Origin of the sequence: Sphingobacterium sp. ML3W, from assembly GCF_000747525.1 — a bacterium.
Taxonomy (GTDB): Bacteria; Bacteroidota; Bacteroidia; order Sphingobacteriales; family Sphingobacteriaceae; genus Sphingobacterium.
Genome location: NZ_CP009278.1, coordinates 3,787,744 through 3,805,879, shown reverse-complemented (window position 1 = coordinate 3,805,879; position 18,136 = coordinate 3,787,744). Strand labels below are relative to the sequence as shown.

The window sequence follows — 18,136 nt, the reverse complement described above, 5'->3', positions numbered from 1 at the left end:
CTACTACGTTAAGCATGTAGTATATCTCCTAAAGTGTTACAATTAAAAGACAATGCAAAATAGCAAAATAATATTGACTATTGGTATGTCGTTATGTGTTTTTAATAGCATAGCGCAAAATAATACCAAAAGTTATAGCGGGCAGGTACTATCCGAAACGGTAGGAGTGCCCTTCGCAACTGTAAAAATCGACGGACAGATTATTCGAGCGGATAAGAGTGGAAATTTTTCATTCACAAATAGCAAATCGACGGTTGATATCCAAATTACTGCAGTTGGTAAAACTACGGTAAACAGACCACAAGTGATTTTGTCTAATCATTTGACCATTCCAATTATTATCGAAATGCAAGATGATAGTCGTGATATCAATGAGGTTGAAGTAATGGGCTTGACAAAAGTCAAAGAGATCAATCGTCAGGCGTACAATGTCACCGCTATCGATGCAACCAAATTATATAATTCAACATTAAATATTGCAGATGCACTGGATAAAGTAGCTGGTGTACGTGTACGGGAGTCAGGTGGAGTAGGTTCCAACACCAGTCTAACACTTAATGGCTTTTCTGGTAGCCATATTCGCTTTTTTTTGGATGGCATTCCGATGGATAATTTTGGAACTTCTTTTCAAATCAATAATATTCCGATCAATTTAGCCGAGCGAGTAGAAGTATATAAGGGGGTCGTTCCAATTTGGTTAGGTTCAGATGCATTAGGAGGAGCAGTTAATATTGTGACTTCAACTAAGCCACGTACTTTTTTGGATGCATCTTACTCTTATGGTTCCTTTAATACCCACCGTACAGCCATAAATGCTGGAATCACCAATAAAAATGGTTTTATGGTATTGTTGAATGCCTATCAAAATTACTCAGACAACGATTATACCGTAACTACAATGTTCTCAGATCCCAATACCTGGGGTATTGAAGAAAATGTTAAAGTAAAGCGTTTTCATGATAAATACCATAATGAAGCACTAGTTGCTCAGGTAGGCGTATCCAATAAAAGCTATGCAGATAAACTTCTCCTAGGTATTACATTGGGTGAAAACTATAAAGAAATACAAACAGGTGCACGTATGGTTTCTGTATTTGGAGGGTGGCACCGTCGCGGGAGTACCATTATGCCAACCTTAAAATATCAGAAAAATAATCTAATAAAAGGATTAGATGTTACGTTAAATGCGAATTTTAATTTAGGTAACGAAAAGAATATTGACACCCTCAACCGACGCTACGATTGGTATGGCAACTACAAGGAAACTGGGGTTAACGGTGAGCGCAGTCGTCAAGTTTATGTCTATAAAAACAATGAAGGTCTCGCATCTTTAGCCGTCAATTACAAACTTTCCGATCGTCAATCTCTTGCCTTAAGCAACGTCGCTACGACCTTTAATAGGAAAGGAGAGGATGAACTGAATCCTCAAAATAATAACTATGAACATGGCCAGCGCTCCATTAAAAATGTCATGGGTTTAGGATATAGTTATGATGTTAAAGATCATTGGAGTACAACCGTATTTGGAAAGATGATCACACAGAATAATAAACTTGACGTAGCTGAGGCTACATCATTAACGCGATTTGGTTATGGAATGGCATCAACTTATTTTCTGCAGTCGGATCTACAAGTAAAGGCATCTTATGAAATGACCAACAGGATGCCAACGTCTTATGAAATCTTTGGTGATTTAGAAAACCAAGAAGCTAATGGAAATCTAAAACCTGAACGTAGCCATAATATAAATCTAGGTGCTATGTATGGCTGGAAGCAAGGTGATGATCATCGTTTTTCTGTCGCTGGAAATCTCATCTATCGTTACTCTTTTGACTTTATATACAACAGGTTGAATAACAATCAATCGAAGCTAGTCGCTGATAATCGTGACGGTGTCAGTACACGTGGTTGGGATCTCGACGCCCATTATTCTTATAAAAGCTTTTTGAATTTCGGAGGTTCATTAACATATCAATATCTGCAGAATAAACAGAAATATGAGGAAGGGTATACAGGGGTGAGTCCAGTTTATAATGACCAGATGCCCAATATTCCCTATCTATTTGGCAATGCTAATGTTGCAGTCTCCTTCTTTGATTTTTCAGGCAAGAGTAACAAACTAACAGTTGGGTACAATTTATTATACGTGCACGATTTCTGGTTATACTGGCCTAGTCGAGGGAGTGCCTCGGATGATAAAAAACAAGTTCCAAAACAATTCAGTCATGATGTTAATATCGTATACAGCTTAGGTTCCGGTAAATATAATATTGGTTTTGAAGGTCGTAATCTAGGCAATGCTAATCTGTATGACAATTTTAGTCTGCAAAAACCAGGACGCTCTTTTGCAGTCAACTTACGCTATTATTTTCAGCGCAACCATCAATAAAACAAACATTTCATCTCTATAATAAACCGTAAAACAAATTTTTAATATTAATAATTTTAAAATGAAAAATACAATTAAATCAGCTATTGCCATAGCCTTATTAGCCACTATGACTATATCTTGTAGCGATAAGGATACACAGGGGATAGAGTCCCCTAAAGGAAATTATGTGCTGACTGTCTCACCTGTAGCCTCGACTGGGGTAGCAGATTATTTATTGACAGCACCAGATTTGGAATCGGGTATGGTAACCACAGCTGGACAGGGGATTGAGCAAGACGGAACCTATCGCTATTATGTGACACACAATAATAAGTTTTTCTCCATGCTTTATGGTCAAGGAAATCCTGGGGCAGTGACTGCTTATAATATCGTGGACGGTAAATTAACACGACTATCCAATTTTGTAACCGAGACAGTACAGGCTTTTGCACCTGTGAATGAGGATATCCTGATGTTAAAAATTCCTCGCGATATGACCAATCCATTGGCCAATTACTATCGTTTGAACACCAATAGCCTCTTGTTGGCTGGTGAAGGAACTTTAGATGTACAAAAAGTAGCTGGAAATGGTGAATCTGCATTTTTTACCTGGATTAAACAAGTTGGAAATAAAGTATATGCTCCTTACATGTCTGTTCAGGCATGTTGCAATGCTGCATTTGATACTGCTTATCCAGATAGTGCATACGTAGCTGTGTATTCTTACCCAGAAATGAAATTGGATAAAGTGATAAAAGATGACCGTATGAGCTACATTGGTCGTTATTTTAGAGATGGATTAGCTTTGGATGAGCAAGGAGATGTCTATGCCTTTTCATCTGCGGTAGCCACTAAAGGAGGAGCTATTACGTCGAAAAAACCTTCTGCTATCTTACGTATAAAATCAGGAGCTAGCGAGTTCGATAAAGGATATTATTTTGATATTGAAGCAGTCAGTGCAGGTAAAAATATTACAAATTGGACCTATGTAGGTCAAGGAAAATTTGTCGTTCAGATGACCACAAAAGCAGAAAAAGGCGGTTATAATGATGGTAAACATATCGGTATCGTAGACGTGTACAATAAAAGCTTTAAAGATGTGACAGGCATGCCGGATTTGGATAAGATAAAAGCCGTTACTTACAATAATTATTCAGCAAAAGATGGCAACGCTTATATAGGTGTAGCCTTGACAGATGCGGTGAGTTATATATATAAAGTCAATGCTAATTCCGCAGCAGCAACACAAGGCCTTAGGGTTGAAGGTGGTTCCATAACTGCTGTAACACGCGTTCAATAGGTACATTAAGTTTTCAAGTATTGTTTCATATCAATAATAGATAGAACGTAAGGAAACCTCATTGAGGTTTCCTGCTTCTATCCTTTTGTTTCCTTTATTTTTTTAATTATGATGAGTACTGTTTGCTTTATTTTATTCATAGCATTCCTGTTATGGATGAATACTTCTAAACGTATTGCGTGGAGGGATAAATCCAAACTTTGGGACTATCTGGCTAATCGTAAAAAACATTCACGGGTGATCGCTATAGCGCTGTTCCTCTTGGCGATTGTCTGCTCAATCTATACCATTGGCGTAGCGAGTGGGATATTTGCTTTTGTTGTGATTTTGATGTGTATGGCTTGTCTCATAGTCTTTTTCTTTCCTTTTGCTTACTTCGGTTATCGTGCGGTATTGGGAGTCTATTTATGTTCATTTCTCATAGAAGTATTTATCCATTAATGTATGCCTGCTAATAAAAAATATTTAACAAAATCTCCTTGGGTAAGGCTTTGCCGCATTTTATTGGGAACTATAGGTGGTTATACAGTTATGATAAGTTTTCACGTATTGTTAACAGAACTGTTTCCTGCTGAAAATGTCATTGCTACGGCTTTTTTTACCGGATACTTACTTTGGGCATTTTTATTATTCTGGGCATTTTTAGACCCTAAATTAGAACGTCTGGCACTTACTTATATTGGCCTTACCTTACTATTTTCTCTTCCTTATATTATCAATCATTAGCCTTGTTCCATGGATCAAAGAAAATACAATATTTACTTTCATACCCACACGATCAGTGGTATTGTGATCGCAGCATTGCTTTACGTAATCTTTTTTGCTGGTTCATTCTCCTTTTTTAAAGATGATATTGCCGCATGGCAAAAAGGTAAATCATTAAGCAATGTAGATGCTCCTGCAGATTTCAATTATATCCTCGACTCTATGGGTACAAAGTATAACCTACAGGGTCGAAATTTTGATTTCTACTTATTGAGACAGGGACATGGGACTTATGTCAATATGAGTATCTCTCAAGATACAACGATTAGTAAACCAGAAGTAAAAACTGAAAAAACAAAAGGTCGTAAGAGACGTGGTGCGAAAAATGAGGATTCAGCCTATTTCTTACACTCTTTTGTCGATAAAACCCAGAGTTCTTATGATGAAGGCTATGATATGGGTGAGTTTTTATATCGATTACATTTTTTAGCCCCACTCAATCAGATTCCGATTCAATTGGGAACGCCCTTTGGTTACCTTCTAGCTGGAATTGTATCATTCTTATTTCTTTTTGCTTTGATAACAGGGTTGTTTCTTCATTGGGATAAGATAAAAAATAATTTCTTTTTATTTAGACCTTGGAGTAAATGGAAAACAGTATGGACTGATATGCATACTATTTTGGGCGTAATCGGATTTCCATTTCAATTCATATTCGCCATTACGGGTGTTGTTCTCATCGTCAACTATGTCCTTATTTCACCTTTTAGTAAATTAATTTTTAATGGTGATCAGGATAAGCTGTATCAAGAGCTTCAGTATACCAGACCCATGGAAGCAACTTATAGTTATCAGGTATTACCTAATAAAATGGACGTTAACGCATTTGTCAATCACTGGATGCGTGAATGGCCAGAATCGGACATTTCGAGACTGTATATCCGCAATTATGGAGATAAAAGTATGGAAATCGCGCTAGAAACCAAACCAAAGCCGAGTGCAAATTTTGCAGGATCTGGTTATGTTCGCATGAAAGCTATTGAGGGGAAACCGTCCATACTAAAATCTCCTAAAACTGACGCAACCTATGTCGATTGGGTCAAAAGTTTAGTTTATCACTTACATTTTGGAGACTTTGGCGGCCGCACCTTACGCATTTTGTATTTTGTTCTCGGTTTATTGGGCTGTGTAGTGATCACTTCCGGTATTATGATTTGGCTAGTAGCACGGGAGAAACCTAATATTCCACCATACAAGAGAAAGTTTAATTTCTGGGCTGCAAATCTGTTTATCTCCATGTCCTTAAGTATGCTGCCTATTACTGCATTTACCTTTATTGTGATTAAATTTTCTGATACTGTTAATCAGAGTTTTATCTATAGTCTTTATTTCTATAGTTGGGTAGTGATGATCATTTATTTATTAGTGTTACGCGATCTAACTAAAGTAAACAAGCATACGTTAATCTTCTCAACCATTTTGTGTCTAGCTGTGCCAGTTGTCAATGGGATAACAACAAACCTTTGGGTCTGGAATACCTTCCAAACAAAATCATATGATATTTTGTTCATCGATATGCTTTTTATTACGATGTCCATGGTATGTGGTTTTGCTTTTTTTAAAGTATTGAAACAAGCAAAATCTTTTAAAATATTGAAATAACGTAATTTTAGTTATTATTTCTGATCAAGCGTCATCTCCCGAAAGAGGTGACGCTTAATTTTTGATTACTTGTCTCGACGGGGTAGATTTTGAAGTGGTAAAACATTTCACAGCCATTCTGTATCAATTGTTTTTCTAATATTTTTTCCGTTTTGGCACGGCATTCGCCTTATTCTTCCAGATCTTGTTGAATATGGCACAGAGACTTATTTTGATTTTATTACTATTCTTGGTAGGAGATATTTACTTCTATCAAGCAATTGTTACACTTTTTTCGAATTCCTTGATTCATGTTATTTATTGGGTTATAGATATTTTGGTCCTTATTGCAATTATAGCCACTGTAATTCTTCGGCAACGTATCAGCGATATTCAGCGTTACGCATCTACCTTGATTACAGCCATGTTGCTTATTTTTATTCCAAAATTATTTTCCATTCCGATTCTATTACTAGAAGACATCGGTCGGATATTCCGTAATTTTCCACCTCGAAATTTTTACGTCAGTGAACTTGTCGTTATACTAGCGGGTGCGGTTTTTTTGGCTATTATTTTTGGATTGACGCGAGGTCGGCATTTTTATAGAGTTAGAAAAGAGATTCTTTATTTTTCAGATTTACCCGAAGCATTTGATAATTTTACGATCACACAATTATCTGATATCCATTCTGGTAGTTTACGTAATATCAAAGGGGTACAGAAGGGTATTGACTTGGCGAATGCTCAAAATAGCGATTTGCTGTTGTTCACAGGGGATCTAGTTAATAATTTGGCTTCAGAGATGGATTCCTGGATTGATCTTTTTACGACATTGAAGGCCCCCTATGGAAAGTATTCTGTTCTAGGAAACCATGATTATGGCGATTATGTCAAATGGTCGAGCACTTCACTCAAAGAGGCTAATCTATTGCGTGTTAAAGAAATTCATCGTGAAATGGGATTTAAATTGTTACTCAACGAAGCAGTCTTGTTGCATAGACATGGCCAAAGTATTGCTTTAGTTGGAGTGGAGAATTGGGGCAAAGGCGGTTTTCATCAATTTGGTAACCTCAATCAAGCTACAGGTGCTATACCAGCAGATTCTTTTAAGATCCTGATGTCTCATGACCCATCTCATTGGGATGCGGTTACTGTAGATCATGAGAAGCATGTGCACCTGACTCTGGCTGGGCATACACATGGCATGCAATTTGGAATTGAGCTCTTTGGTTTTAAATGGAGTCCCATCCAATATTTCTATAAGCAGTGGGCAGGACTATATCAACGCGACGGGAAATTCCTTTATGTCAATAGAGGTTTCGGTTACCATGGTCTTAAAGGTAGGGTAGGCGTATGGCCTGAGATTACGGTTCTTACCTTAAAAAGAACCAAAGATAAATGAAGTAGGTCAAGTTATTGAAGAATCAAGAGGTTGTATTTTTTAATACAACCTCTCTTTTGTGATCATGAAGATGGATTTTTAAATACTGCTCAATTTTTCGTAATAATCTTGCTATTATACTAACAATCTGATCCAATAATTGTAATTTGCTCAATAATCAATCAATCTAATACCTTAAAATGAAAAGGACATTAAATCTATTGTTTCTCTTTCCTATATTATTGGGTTTTACCAATAATGTCGAAAAGCCTGAACAACAAAAAGTAACAACAAAAAGCACAAATTATTCGACGGCACAACAGGTGCAGGATAGTGTCAAAACTTTACCAGGAGCGCCAGCAGATCTCATCATGACGCCCTTTACAGGTGCAGATGTTACCCCAAGCCCAGCTTGTTTAGCAGTGGCACCTACGGGTGAAGTGTATGTTGGTGTTGATATGATCGGATCGTTAGGAAAAGATATGGGAAAAGGATTTATCCGCCGATTTGTCGATACAGACAATGATGGGAAAATGGATAAGCATACCGATTTTGCTCGTGTTGATAATCCTAGAGGTATATTTATCTTAGGAGACCAAGTCTTTGTTCTACATACCACATTCGATGCTTCGTCAGGAATAGCTACAGGAATGGATTTGGTGGTTTTTGAAGATAAGGATCAAGATGGAATAGCAGATGGCGCAGCCAAACCGCTTATTGTCGGATTGAGTAATACCAAATATATTCAAGAACGTGGTACTGACCACGCCACCAATGGTATTAGAATGGGTATTGACGGCTGGATGTATATTGCCGTTGGTGACTTTGGATTTCACAATGCAACAGGTACTGATGGTAAAAAACTGACGATGTTAGGAGGGGGTATTTTACGCGTACGTCCTGATGGTAAAGAAATGGAAGTCTATACGCATGGTTTACGTAATATTTACGACGTAGCTATCGATCCTTATATGAACATTTTTACGCGGGATAATACCAATGATGGTGGAGGATGGGATATTCGTTTCTCACATCAGATCCAATCTGGAGAATATGGTTATCCATTATTGTTTCAAAACTTTACAGAAGAAATTATTCCTGCTTTAGCCATGTTAGGTGGTGGTTCGGGTACAGGTTCTTTATTTATGGACGAAGATACTTGGCCAGCAAAGTACAATAAAGTACCTATGATGGCAGATTGGGGAAGAAGTTTCCTTTATATGCATCATGTGACTCCAGATGGACCAAGTTTTACTCAAAAAGAAGAAGAGTTTATCAAATTGCCACAAATCACGGATTTGGATGTAGATGGTTCAGGTAGATTATACTTAGCAGCTTGGGATGGTGCCGGATATTCAGGGAACCCAGATAAAGGTTATGTTGCTCGTGCAGTTCCAAAAGGATGGACGTATAAAGCATTTCCTAATGTGAAGAAATCTACTGTTGCAGAGTTGACTGATTTATTGAAATCAGGAAGTGCAACAGCCCGATTTTATGCTTCACAAGAACTTCTTTCAAGACCTGCTGATGAGGTTGCATCAGCAACACTAGCTATTGCAAAAGATAAGAGTTTAGCATTAAGTGCACGCGTAGCAGCTATCTATACCTATACGCAAGTTGCAAAAGAAAAAGGAATTCCAGCTTTAGTTGCATTAGCAAAAGAAGATCAGCTCCGTGAATTTGCTTTACGTACATTGACAGATCGTTTGGGTACATTGGATCAAGTTCCAATCGATCCATTTATTGACGGCTTAAAAGACCCATCGATACGTGTGCAAACAGCTTCTATAGTTGCTTTAGGACGACTTGGACGTATCGAAGCAGCAAATGCCTTGTTACAGACACCCGTGCCAGCATCATTTGTTGCGCCAGCAAAAGGAGTCGAAGGACCACATCATGTTCCTAATGCAGCGATTATACCTTCGCATCTAGCAGTGCAAGCTTTAGTTCGTTTGAATGCCGTTAATCCAAGTGTTGGGTTCTTGGGAACTGAGAGTCCTGATTTAGCGTTGTGGGCTATGCGTTATATGCATGATGCTAGAGCAGTTGACGGATTAATTTCCGCCTACGGAAAATCTAAAGACCAAAAGTTGAAAGATAAAATTTTGGTAACGCTAGCTCGTTTGTATAAAAAAGAAGCGGCTTATGATGCATCATGGTGGTGGGGTACTCGTCCAGATTCACACGGACCATACTACAAAGGTATCGTTTGGGAATCTTCTCCAGCAATTGAACAGTTCTTAAAAGCGGAAAGCGTAAAGGCTGGAGCTTCAAAAAAACAGTTTTTTGCAGATCTGAATGATAAGTTCCGCATGGAAATCGCTGCTTTCAATATCGTAAAGAAAGAAGTTGCTGTAAAAGAAGGGGCAGAGAAAAAAGTTGATTTAAATAAAATCAAAAACCAAAAAGGACAAGTTGGTAAAACTTCTATCGAAGATATCTTGATAGCGATCTCTAAAATCAAAGGTGATCCTGTAAAAGGAAAAGCATTATTTACAAAACAAGGATGTTATGCTTGTCATAGTGTTAGCAAAAGTGAAACGATGAAAGGACCATTTATGGGCCAGATTGGGGCAATCATGAATCGTGAGCAAATTGCAGAATCTATTTTGAAACCTAATGCTTCTATATCTCAAGGTTTTTCAACGGTGTTGATCAGTACCAAGGATAAAAAGAGTTTTATGGGTTTTGTAACAAAAGAAACAGCAGATCAAGTTGTATTGAGAGATATCGCTGGTTCGGTTACGACTGTTAAAAAGAATAATATAGCAACTAGAAAAGAAATGAGCAATTCTATGATGCCAGCAGGTTTGGCAAATTCATTAACAGTTGAAGAGTTCGCTTCTTTGGTCGCTTTTCTTGAAAAACAAAAGTAAGGTTAGTAATTATATGTTTATGGAAAGCTACGTCTCGCGAGACGTAGCTTTTTTTTATTTAGAGTTTTTTAACATATTGATTGTTAATTTTTTGATATGTTTGATGTCACATTATAAACCATTGGGTATGCATTAGCTTTAGTACAATCCAATGTATTCTATTTGTATTACATTTTACAGAAAAACGAACTAAGAATATGTATGATAATATGGGTTTTTCTTTTTCTCGTTTTTATCTATTTGGTTTTTTGTTCAATCTACTATTAGTGGGCATTGTTTTTTATAGTGTAGAGAAGCTATGGATGAGGTAAAAGAATTATATGTAGACTCCGTGCAATAATGACGTTTGACATTATAATGGTAAAATCCAGAGTAGGGTTGGTTGTATCGAATGACTAGGGTTAAGCTTTGGTCATTAATAAACTTATCCCTCAGTATAATAAGTCGATTCTGCGTCGCTTTTAAACTAAAATTCAACCACTTTTAAATAAATTTTCGCACTTTAGCAGCATTAAATCTAAACTACATAAGATAATTATGAAATTGAAAAAAATCTATGCAATAATGGCATTTCAGCTTTTTGCTGGTAGTCTTTTTGCACAGGCGCAGCTCGATAGCCTTGCTGTTACAAAATTAAGTCCTCTTTTTTCTCAACCTACTCTTAAGAATAATAAGCTGGTCGTTCCAAAGATAAAAGGATATGAAGTCTCCTTAATCGGATCGGATAATAAAGTGGTGATTGACCTAAATGGTCAAATTTCACAACCTTTAATTGATAAAAAAGTAAATGTACTTTATAAGATCGTACGCAAATCGGACCATGCTTTTGGTGAGATTCCGATGAAAGATATCGTCATCAAAGGTGTTTATGGAGATCAAGGAGTAGGAGAGCAGCCTTTTGTTATTCCGTCACTTCGTGAATGGTATGGGGTGGATGGGGTATTTAAATTACGTTCAGAATCTGCAATTGTCTTACAACAGCAGGATGAGGAGTCGGCTAAAGCCGCACAACTTTTAAAAGAAGATATCAAAAAGTTGATTGGACTGGATTTGCCTGTGCGAACGGGAGAACCAAAAGCAGGCGATATCTTTATTGGTTCTAAAGGCGACAAAGCCCTAGGCAATGAAGGGTATTCCCTAAAAATTGATGATGTTTTCAGCATTCAAGCTCCAAATTACAACGGTAAGGTTTTCGGAACAAGAACGCTGTTGCAGCTGCTCTCTCAAAACAATAAACAACTGACAATACCAAAAGGCTTCTCTCGTGATTACCCTACCTACGAGGTGCGGGGATTTATGTTGGATGTAGGGCGTAAATTTTTTACGATCGATTTTTTAAATGATTACGTCGAGCTGATGTCTTATTATAAGATGTCTAATTTTCATATTCACCTTAGTGATAATGCTTTTCCAAAGTACTTTAATTATAACTGGGATAATACGTATTCGGGATTTAGGTTAGAAAATGAACGCTATCCAAATCTAGCTTCTAAAGATGGGCATTATACCAAGGCTGAATTTATAGCATTGCAAAAAAAAGCACTTCGTTATGGAGTGACTATTATTCCTGAAATCGATGTTCCTGCTCATTCATTGGCTATCAGCCAGGCAGTACCCGGTGTAGGTAGTGAAAAGTATGGACAGGATCATCTTGACCTAGACAATCCGTTGACATACGAAGTGGTCAAGAATATATTTGACGAGTATACAAAAGGTCCTAACCCGGTGTTTATTGGTGAAGAAGTGCACGTCGGAACGGATGAATATGATAAAAGTGAATCTGAGAAATTTAGAAAATTTACAGATTTTGTCATCAAAGTGGTACAGGGCAATGGTAAGAAGGTACGCGCTTGGGGAGCATTGACGCATGCTCAAGGTACGACACCTGTTACAGTGAAGGATGTGCGTCTGAATATGTGGTACAACGGTTATGCCGATCCTATCGCGATGAAGAAATTGGGCTACCAACAGATCAGTACACCTGATGGATGGCTGTATATCGTGCCGGCAGCGGGTTATTACTACGATTACTTGAATACAGACAACTTATATAATAATTGGGAACCGAGAAAGATTGGTGATATCACCTTTGAAAAAGGTGATCCTATCGTTGACGGAGGCATGTTTGCGGTATGGAATGATATCGCAGGAAATGGAATATCGGAAAAAGATGTGCATAACCGTGTGTTCCCAGCTGTGCAGGTGCTTTCCGAGAAAATGTGGGGAGCAGAAGATCTACATTCAAGCTTATTTACCTTCAATGAAAAAAAGAAATCGGTCATAGAAGCTCCAGGTTTGAATATGAGAGGTCATTATATCGCTGATGATCCTTTGCTACTTTACCTGAACTTTGATTCGCAAACACGCAATCAGCTGGACAACGAATGGAAAGATGCGCAAGCTTCGGGAACACAGTTTGAAAAAGGTATAAAGGGCAATGGACTTAAGTTTACTGGAGATGCAAGTCAATTGGTGTTGCCTATAGCTGAAATTGGGGAGCAGTATACGGTGTCTTTTTGGGTCAAACCGGCAGCGCAATTAAAAGGTGATCTTTTTAAGTCTAAGAATGCTAAAATATTCAGTGATGATAAGGGGCTTGGATTTACACGTGATGGTTATCAGTATTACTTTGATTATTCTTTACCTGTAAACGAGTGGAGTCAGGTAAGCATCACTGGTGACAACATAGGGACACAATTGTATGTTAATGGCAAATTGGTCAAAGACATGAAACCATATGATGTAGTGATGCCTTATAAGGATAAGAATAATGGGAAGGAAATCAAGTATAAGAAAGTACAGACCTTAGTTTTTCCTCTGTCCGAAATCAGTTTAAAGAATGCGATATTGGATGAGTTGAAAGTGTATAATCAAAAAATGACCGCACAGGAGCTTATGAGTGAATTTAGAATGCGATAGTTATGAATTGATGAAACTTATTATAAACAGGTAAAGCTGTCCATTTTGGACAGCTTTACCTGTTTATAACCCTTAATTTAATAATTTAAATCGTAAGGTTGTTTATCTGTGAGCTTAATTAGCTACGGCTATAATGCTTTCAAATACCTTATCCATAAAGAGTACGGTATCCATATTTTTTTCGTATTTTCTGTGCTCAAAAAGCAATTCATAATTACCGTCGTACTTCATACCGACAAGTTCAAACTTACGTAATTCTAACCACACAGGTGCCGAATCGGCAGTTGGTACCGAGCAGGTAATTGTTTTGAATTTGCCATGTTTGGTAATACTGAATTGTACGTTCACGGGAGTAGAGGTCTTCTTGGGATAGTTGACCAAAATGCTTTGTTTCAAATTATTTCTTTTTTAAATGAATGATATATGATTCTTTCTCTCTACGATAGGAAAGAATCGCTGTAAACAGATGATCTGTATGCAGCCCTGAAATGTTATCGGAGATATCGGCATCAATGAACGACGTACGTAGAGAAATCTCGTTGTTTTAAACCTACATTTCTGTAAGATACTGAAAATAAATTGAATAACCAAATTTCAGTAGGGTTTGTTTTGCAAAGTGAAGAGGTAACAGGGTATTAAAGGGAGAGGAAAGTGATGCGTCGGATTGCAGGCTATTGATAATTAAATTTTATTTACCAGATCTTAATTGCTAAATTAAGACCTTAATAATAGGTCGGCACTATGTTTTGACCAATATGAACCAAACCAAGTTAATAATACCAATATTATTATGAATACAAGAAGAGTTTTTCTCCAAAAGGGTTTTTTTGGGATATCTGGGATAGCCCTGGCCAGTACATTTCAATTAAAGGCACAAGCAGCTACGTTAGTGAAGAAAAAAAAGGAAGATGGATTTCAACTAGGAGTAGCTGGTTATAGTTTTGTGAACTTTAAGTTAGATGAGTCTTTGAACATGATGAAACGGATGGATATCAAATATCTATGTATAAAAGATTTTCATCTACCTTTCAACAGTACAGCAGCAGAAATTACCGATTTTCATGATAAATTAGAGCAATCTGGTGTTACTGGTTACGCAGTAGGACCTATCTATACAAAATCTACAAAAGAAATTGATGATGCCTTTGATTATGCCAATCGAGTGGGAGTTAACCTGATTATTGGTATACCCAATACAGAGGATCTACAATACCTTTCCAATAAAACGAAGGAAACGGGTATCAAGTTTGGTATTCATAACCATGGACCTGAAGATAAATTGTATCCGAATGCCACTGTTATTTTTAATCTGATCAAAAATCTGGATGAAAATGTGGGGATGTGTTTTGATATGGGGCATGACACGCGAGATGCTCAAGATGCAATAAAAGATTTGGAGAAATACCATAGACGAATTTTTGATATCCATTTGAAAAATGTTACCTCAGCAACTGCAGATGGTACCACTTGTGAACTGGGACGTGGCGTAATCGATATTCCTTTATTTGTTCAAGCATTGCGCAAAGTAAATTATACGGGTAAATGTAGCCTAGAGCACGAAAAAGATATGGAAGATCCTTTGGCTGGCATGGCTGAATCGGCAGGATATTTTAGAGGGGTAATAGCGATTTAATCGTTTAGCAATATATGGAATTTTAATACTATACACAAACGGCTCCTAATTGGAGCCGTTGACATTTTATTAATGAATTAGGCATGTCTATTTTTGATCGCTATCAAAATGTTATCAATAATAGCATGATAACGGTATAAATTATCTCGATTTTATTTTCTTTAATCTTGTGCATAATGAATAAAAGAGGCTAAAATAGCACTATAATAGGTTAAAATACAGCTTATAAAGGACGGTCGATTTGTTGAGATTTATGGGTTCGAAAGGATATTTAATATGTGTATAATGGTTTGATGTATGTTATTATTAAATTCAAAAAAGAGGAAAACGAACAGTGACGTAAATACAGGATTGCGCCTATCAGTGCTGGATGGTACGGAAAAGTCCATGACTATGAACAGAAATTATGAAGTTGAATTTGAAGTTAGTATTCCTGCAAGGAGCCAAACTTGGTATGTAATTAAATAAAATCATTATGTTATTATTGGGAATAGACCTAGGTACATCTTCTATCAAGGTGTCTGTAATTGACGCGACAACGAATAAAAAACTAATTTCCTGCCAATTTCCCGAAACGGAAGCAGAAATTATATCCCTTCATGCTGGATGGGCAGAACAAGATCCGGAAATTTGGTGGGAAAACACACAATTAGCCATAAAAAAGGCCAATGCATCAGGTCTGTATAATCCTTTTGATATCAAGGCTATCGGTATTGCATATCAGATGCATGGGCTTGTGGTAGTTGATAAGAAACAAGATGCTTTGCGGAATGCGATTATCTGGTGTGATAGTCGTGCAGTAGCTATCGGACAGCAAGCTTTTTCAGCACTGGAAGATAAGGGGTTTTTGGGTAGTCATCTGAATTCGCCAGGTAATTTTACAGCTTCAAAACTGGCGTGGGTTAAACAACATGAACCGGAGGTTTATGAAAAGATCCATAAGTTCATGTTGCCTGGAGATTACATCAGTATGCGTTTAACAGGTGAAATAAATACCAATGTCAGTTCAATTTCAGAAGGTATACTTTGGGATTTTGATAAACAGCATATTTCGGATACGCTATTGAATTATTATAATATAGATCGCGCCTTGGTACCCGATGTTCAACCGGTATTCTCAGATTATGGGTCGTTACGCTCGACAATAGCTACAGAGCTTGGTTTATCAGAGCAAGCTATTGTCTGTTATAAAGCTGGCGATCAGCCGAATAATGCACTGTCCTTAAATGTTTTTGACCCAGGAGAAGTTGCTGCTACAGCCGGTACATCTGGGGTAATATACGCTGTTACCGATCAGCGGGTACATGATCCGCAATCAAGGGTCAATACTTTTGCACATGTTAATTACGCGTCGGATGTAGAACGTCTAGGTGTGCTTTTATGCATAAATGGGACAGGCATACAAAACAGCTGGATCAGCCAAATAACTGGTAATAAGAATGATTATGAAAGCATGAATGCGCAAGCCTCAACCATTCCTATTGGAGCGGATGGGATTAGTATGTTGCCATTTGGCAATGGTGCAGAGCGGATGCTGAAAAATAAAACAGTAGGTGCTCATATCCAAAATTTGGACTTTTTGAGACATGGTGCCGCCCATCTTTGGCGGGCATCACAAGAAGGGATTGCATTTGCTTTCAGATACGGCCTCGACGTATTAAGAGCCAATGGTATTGCGCCACAAATTATTAAAGCTGGACATGCCAATATGTTTTTGAGCCCTGTTTTTCAAGAGGCATTTGCAGGTGTAACTGCTACGCCAGTGGAACTTTATGAGAACGATGGTAGTGTAGGTGCAGCTCTCGGTGCAGGCTTAGGAATCGGTGTGTTTGCCGATAGAACCGAAGCCTTTAAAGGACTACGAAAATATAAGACCATAATGCCTCAACATACCCTTCAATATGAAGAAGCATATGAAAACTGGAAAAAATTATTAGAAGAAAAACTTTAACATAAACCTTAAATTAAGATAGCATGAAAATTTTGACAGGAGATCACGTGTACTTTAAAGAAGTAGAACAAGTAAAATTCGAGGGTATAAATTCGGACAATCCCTTGGCCTTTCGTTGGTACGATCCGACACGAGTTGTAGCAGGAAGAACCATGGCAGAGCATTTTAAATTTGCCTGTGCATATTGGCATTCTTTTAACGGAGATGGAGCTGACCCTTTTGGAGGTCGTACTCATTTCTTCCCTTGGGACAAAAAAGCAACGATTATGGAACGTGCAAAAGATAAAATGGATGCCGCTTTCGAGTTCATGACAAAAATGCAACTTCCTTATTATTGTTTTCACGATGTCGATTTAGTGGATTATACGGATGATATCCATCAAAACGAAAGACATTTGGGAGAGATCGTTGCATATGCCAAAGAAAAGCAAGAAAAAAGTGGTGTGAAATTGCTTTGGGGAACAGCGAATCTATTCAGTCACCACCGCTATATGAATGGTGCATCGACCAATCCAGATTTTCATGTCCTAGCACATGGAGGTGCTCAGGTGAAAGCCGCAATCGATGCCACAATTGCATTGGGAGGTGAAAATTATGTGTTCTGGGGTGGTCGTGAAGGGTACATGTCTTTGTTGAACACCAACATGAAAAGAGAACGGGAACATTTAGCACAATTTTTACATATGTCCAAGGACTACGCGCGAAAGAATGGTTTTAAAGGAACATTCTTCATCGAGCCAAAGCCATGCGAACCGACAAAACACCAATATGATTACGATGCGGCGACAGTGATTGGCTTTCTCCGCGAATTTGATCTGATGGATGACTTTAAACTGAATCTAGAAGTCAACCATGCAACACTTGCTGGTCATACTTTCCAACATGAGCTGCAGGTTGCTGTTGATGCTGGTTTATTGGGTTCTATTGATGCCAATCGTGGGGATCATCAAAACGGTTGGGACACCGATCAGTTTCCAACAGATCTATCTGAGTTGACAGAATCACTTATGATCATACTAGAAGGTGGTGGATTGCAAGGAGGTGGTGTAAATTTTGATGCTAAAATCAGACGTAATTCAACAGACCCATTAGACCTATTCTATGCGCATATTGGTGGAATGGATAATTTTGCCCGCGCTTTGATATCTGCTGATAATTTACTGCAAAACTCTCCGTATAGAGAACTACGAAGAGAACGCTATAGCAGTTTTGATAAAGGAGCAGGTGCAGAATTTGAGAATGGTAAATTGACACTAGAGGACCTTCGTACATATGCTATAAATGAAGGAGAACCAAAATTAATAAGTGGACAACAGGAATTTATGGAAAATTTGGTCAACCGTTATATCTAAAAATAGT

11 protein-coding genes are annotated in these 18,136 nt (G+C 37.7%); 10 read left to right on the top strand and 1 reads right to left on the bottom strand.

Going from position 1 to position 18,136, the window contains the following annotated elements; translation table 11 throughout:
* Window positions 1-52: 52 nt before the first annotated feature.
* The 7 genes from KO02_RS16300 to KO02_RS16265 all read left to right on the top strand — a co-directional run bounded on the left by KO02_RS16300 (window position 53) and on the right by KO02_RS16265 (window position 13,193).
* Window positions 53-2,389 (top strand): TonB-dependent receptor plug domain-containing protein, encoded by a 2,337-nt coding sequence (locus KO02_RS16300; RefSeq protein WP_038699975.1) that lies wholly within the window; start codon window positions 53-55, stop codon window positions 2,387-2,389.
* Window positions 2,390-2,450: 61 nt separating this feature from the next.
* On the top strand, window positions 2,451-3,671 hold the full coding sequence (locus KO02_RS16295; RefSeq protein WP_038699972.1) for a DUF4374 domain-containing protein: 1,221 nt from the start codon (window positions 2,451-2,453) through the stop codon (window positions 3,669-3,671).
* Between the two features lie 444 nt (window positions 3,672-4,115).
* Window positions 4,116-4,397, top strand: a complete 282-nt coding sequence (locus tag KO02_RS16285) for a hypothetical protein (RefSeq protein ID WP_038699970.1) — start codon at window positions 4,116-4,118, stop codon at window positions 4,395-4,397.
* Between the two features lie 9 nt (window positions 4,398-4,406).
* Window positions 4,407-6,038: a PepSY-associated TM helix domain-containing protein gene (locus KO02_RS16280; RefSeq protein WP_038699969.1), complete on the top strand. Its 1,632-nt coding sequence runs from the start codon at window positions 4,407-4,409 to the stop codon at window positions 6,036-6,038.
* Between the two features lie 193 nt (window positions 6,039-6,231).
* Window positions 6,232-7,419, top strand: a complete 1,188-nt coding sequence (locus KO02_RS16275) for a metallophosphoesterase (RefSeq protein ID WP_038699967.1) — start codon at window positions 6,232-6,234, stop codon at window positions 7,417-7,419.
* A 179-nt stretch (window positions 7,420-7,598) separates the two neighbouring features.
* Complete coding sequence (locus KO02_RS16270; protein ID WP_038699965.1) at window positions 7,599-10,274, top strand: c-type cytochrome; 2,676 nt, start codon at window positions 7,599-7,601, stop codon at window positions 10,272-10,274.
* Window positions 10,275-10,811: 537 nt separating this feature from the next.
* Window positions 10,812-13,193 carry a family 20 glycosylhydrolase gene (locus tag KO02_RS16265; RefSeq protein ID WP_051959994.1) on the top strand — a complete coding sequence of 794 codons (2,382 nt, stop codon included), beginning with the start codon at window positions 10,812-10,814 and terminating at the stop codon, window positions 13,191-13,193.
* Between the two features lie 114 nt (window positions 13,194-13,307).
* Here the strand turns inward: KO02_RS16265 and KO02_RS16260 are convergent, their stop codons facing one another.
* The gene (locus KO02_RS16260; protein WP_038699963.1) at window positions 13,308-13,589 is read right to left on the bottom strand and encodes a hypothetical protein; all 282 of its coding nucleotides are present in this window, start codon (window positions 13,587-13,589) and stop codon (window positions 13,308-13,310) included.
* 394 nt (window positions 13,590-13,983) lie between these two features.
* On the opposite strand from KO02_RS16260, the gene KO02_RS16255 reads away from it, so the two are divergent.
* The 3 genes from KO02_RS16255 to xylA all read left to right on the top strand — a co-directional run bounded on the left by KO02_RS16255 (window position 13,984) and on the right by xylA (window position 18,129).
* Window positions 13,984-14,826, top strand: coding sequence for a sugar phosphate isomerase/epimerase family protein (locus KO02_RS16255; protein ID WP_038699961.1), 843 nt, complete (start codon window positions 13,984-13,986; stop codon window positions 14,824-14,826).
* Window positions 14,827-15,301: 475 nt separating this feature from the next.
* The gene (locus KO02_RS16250) at window positions 15,302-16,777 is read left to right on the top strand and encodes a xylulokinase (RefSeq protein WP_038699959.1); all 1,476 of its coding nucleotides are present in this window, start codon (window positions 15,302-15,304) and stop codon (window positions 16,775-16,777) included.
* A 23-nt stretch (window positions 16,778-16,800) separates the two neighbouring features.
* Entirely contained in the window at window positions 16,801-18,129 is a 1,329-nt protein-coding gene (xylA, locus tag KO02_RS16245; protein ID WP_038699957.1) for a xylose isomerase, read from the top strand.
* Window positions 18,130-18,136 lie beyond the last annotated feature (7 nt).

Coding starts and splice junctions, on each gene's coding strand:
- KO02_RS16300 (WP_038699975.1), top strand. CDS start 53: ATGCAAAATAGCAAAATAATATTGACTATTGGTATGTCGTTATGTGTT.
- KO02_RS16295 (WP_038699972.1), top strand. CDS start 2,451: ATGAAAAATACAATTAAATCAGCTATTGCCATAGCCTTATTAGCCACT.
- KO02_RS16285 (WP_038699970.1), top strand. CDS start 4,116: ATGCCTGCTAATAAAAAATATTTAACAAAATCTCCTTGGGTAAGGCTT.
- KO02_RS16280 (WP_038699969.1), top strand. CDS start 4,407: ATGGATCAAAGAAAATACAATATTTACTTTCATACCCACACGATCAGT.
- KO02_RS16275 (WP_038699967.1), top strand. CDS start 6,232: ATGGCACAGAGACTTATTTTGATTTTATTACTATTCTTGGTAGGAGAT.
- KO02_RS16270 (WP_038699965.1), top strand. CDS start 7,599: ATGAAAAGGACATTAAATCTATTGTTTCTCTTTCCTATATTATTGGGT.
- KO02_RS16265 (WP_051959994.1), top strand. CDS start 10,812: ATGAAATTGAAAAAAATCTATGCAATAATGGCATTTCAGCTTTTTGCT.
- KO02_RS16255 (WP_038699961.1), top strand. CDS start 13,984: ATGAATACAAGAAGAGTTTTTCTCCAAAAGGGTTTTTTTGGGATATCT.
- KO02_RS16250 (WP_038699959.1), top strand. CDS start 15,302: ATGTTATTATTGGGAATAGACCTAGGTACATCTTCTATCAAGGTGTCT.
- xylA (WP_038699957.1), top strand. CDS start 16,801: ATGAAAATTTTGACAGGAGATCACGTGTACTTTAAAGAAGTAGAACAA.